The organism is Armatimonas sp. (assembly GCF_043760365.1).
Lineage (GTDB): Bacteria > Armatimonadota > Armatimonadia > Armatimonadales > Armatimonadaceae > Armatimonas.
The window spans coordinates 1-2,555 of sequence record NZ_JAYUPA010001053.1; the positions used below are offsets into that span (position 1 = coordinate 1).

The window sequence follows — 2,555 nt, forward strand, 5'->3', positions numbered from 1 at the left end:
ACTCTTGACCCTGAGCCCTTCCTCCGTTTTAGCGGACGACAAGCCGATCAACTTTGCGGGGATTGGCGTCGGTAGCCAAGGCGGAAGTGATGTGGATCAAGTGATCGCAGCAGGCGGGAACCTGGTGGCGCTCTGTGATGTGGATCATAAGTACGCGGCCAAAAAGTTCGCGCAGTACCCCAATGCAAAAAAGTTCACCGACTACCGCGTGATGCTGAAGGAGCTGGGCAAGGGGCTGGACGCAGTAGTTATTGGCACACCCGACCATACCCATGCTGTGATCGCCATGGAGGCGATGAAGCGCGGCAAGCATGTCTACTGCGAAAAACCGCTGGCGCACACGGTCCACGAGGTGCGCACCCTGATGGCAGCGGCGCGTAAGTATAAAGTGGTCACCCAGCTTGGCAACCAGGGCCACTCCACCGACTCCATCCGCCGTGTGGTGGAGTGGGTCGGTACGGGAGCCATTGGCCAGGTTCATACGATCCATGCGGCCTGTGGCGAGTTTAAAGAGGTCTACAGCCAGATCCGGAACCTAGACAAACTAGAGCAAAAATACGACGTGCCCTCCGAGCTCGACTACGACCTCTGGCTTGGCCCTGCTCCCTACCGCCCCTACACGCCCTTCTGGGTCCACTGGAACTGGCGCGGCTGGCTCCCCTTTGGGACGGGCACCATCGGTGACTGGTTCTGCCACGTGATTGACCCCGCGTTCTGGGCACTCGACCTGGATGCCCCCACGACCGTTCACGCCGAAGTGACCGGGTACGACCCGGCAACTCAGGGGCTGACCTACCCCGCTGCAACCCGGATCACCTTCAAGTTTCCCGCCAAAAAAGAGCGCGGCCCTGTCAAGCTAGTCTGGCATGACGGGGACAATCCCATACCGCAACCCAAAGACTTTGGCGACGATGAGGTGCCACGAACTGGTGCTATTCTCTTTGGCGAAAAAGGCATGATCGTCCACGGCTCACACGGCGGCGGCGGTTGCCACATCTTGCCCGAGAAGCTCCGCAACGAAAACACGGGAGCCAATGCGCCCAAGGAAACCATTGCGCGTGTTAAAGGGCACCACTGGGACTGGCTTGAGGCGATCAAAACGGGACGCCAAGCCGGCTCCAACTTCGACTACGGGGGCCGTCTCACCCAAGTGGCGCTTCTGGGGGCCATCGCGATTCGTTTCCCCGGCCAAACCCTCAAGTGGGACGTGAAAGCGGGGCGCTTCACCAACAACGATGCTGCCAATGCCTATATCAACCCGCCCTATCGGAAGGGCTGGAAGCTCTAGTTAGCCGCGCATGTCCATGCCCCCATCTACCGTGAGGGTCGTGCCGGTGACAAACTTCGCCAAATCGGACAGCAGAAAGACCGTCGGCCCAGCGATATCGTCGGGCTGGCCGATGCGGCCTAGAGCGAACTTTTTACCCTCACTCTCGCGACCCAAGGCATCAAGCGACGGTGCGGCCATGTCGGTATCAGTCCAGGCAGGGGCGATACAGTTGACCCGAATATTATCCCTGCCTAGCTCTTTTGCCATCGAGCGCATGAAGAGAATCTGTGCGCCCTTGCTGGTGGCATACGCAGAGAAAATATCGCTGCCCCGCTGACCGGCGGTGCTGGTGTAGATCACGATACTCCCTCCCCCACCCTCACGCAGGTGGGGAACGGCGGCCTTCACGGCGAGAAATGTCCCGGCGAGGTTGATCTCCATGGTTCGGTTCCAGAACGCCAGATCCATCTCTTCGAGCGATGCCCCCTCAAAGATTCCCGCCGAAACCACGATACCCGTTAGCGGCCCCAGTGTTGCGACAGCGGCATCAATCGCCTTCTGCGCCGCACCTTCATGGGAGACATCGGCCTGGAACGCCGCCGCACGTCCACCCGCCGTCACGATCGCGTCCACAGTCGCATGCGCCGCCGCCGTGTTGCTTAGGTAGTTCACGGAGACTGCCGCCCCCGCCTTCGCGGCCATCAGCGCCGTCGCCCGCCCGATCCCGCGCGAGCCACCCGCGATAAAGATGTGTTGGTTAGAAAGATCAATCATACAGGCATTTTACCTGCTTATCGGGTGCTTTTTTGCGGGAGCCGTTTGCCAGACATAAAGCTGGTAGGCTCCCGCACTGATCAGCCCCCAAAGGATCGGCGAGCGCCGTAGCTGCTGCCTTGCAGCTCTCACTTCTTTCCTGGCAATGGCATCTTCTTCACCTTTACTCCGTTGTTGGGGTCATCGGTCTTCTTGGCATTGGTCTTGACCTGCGCCGCTCCAAGCTCCGCCCCCGTGTCCTGCTCGTCGTCGTAGAAAACCTCAGCAGGATCCTGGGCGACGAGCTGGGACTCGTTGAACGGATCGGGCTCTAGGAGCGCCCCACCAGACTTCCCCTTTGGCGAGGATTGCCCGGGTGTCATGCCGCGCTTATCGGCGGGGATGCTGTCCCAGTCAATATCCTGAAGCTCCTCGCCCGCGCTGTTTGCCTTGCCCTTATTCGAGAGCCCAAATCCTGTTGCCATGTCTAAAATCTCCTTGGTGAGTGGTAGAAGGATTATAGCGCAAAACA

General features: G+C 59.8%; 3 protein-coding genes. 1 reads left to right on the top strand and 2 read right to left on the bottom strand.

Going from position 1 to position 2,555, the window contains the following annotated elements:
• The coding region (locus ACH2EH_RS26895; RefSeq protein WP_395146558.1) for a Gfo/Idh/MocA family protein at nucleotides 1–1,288 on the top strand (1,288 nt) is incomplete at its 5' end.
• Here the strand turns inward: ACH2EH_RS26895 and ACH2EH_RS26900 are convergent.
• Both ACH2EH_RS26900 and ACH2EH_RS26905 read right to left on the bottom strand, forming a co-directional pair.
• Complete coding sequence (locus ACH2EH_RS26900) at nucleotides 1,289–2,044, bottom strand: SDR family NAD(P)-dependent oxidoreductase (protein WP_395146559.1); 756 nt, start codon at nucleotides 2,042–2,044, stop codon at nucleotides 1,289–1,291.
• A 128-nt stretch (nucleotides 2,045–2,172) separates the two neighbouring features.
• Nucleotides 2,173–2,555: hypothetical protein (locus ACH2EH_RS26905; RefSeq protein ID WP_395146560.1), on the bottom strand; the 383-nt coding region annotated here is incomplete at its 5' end.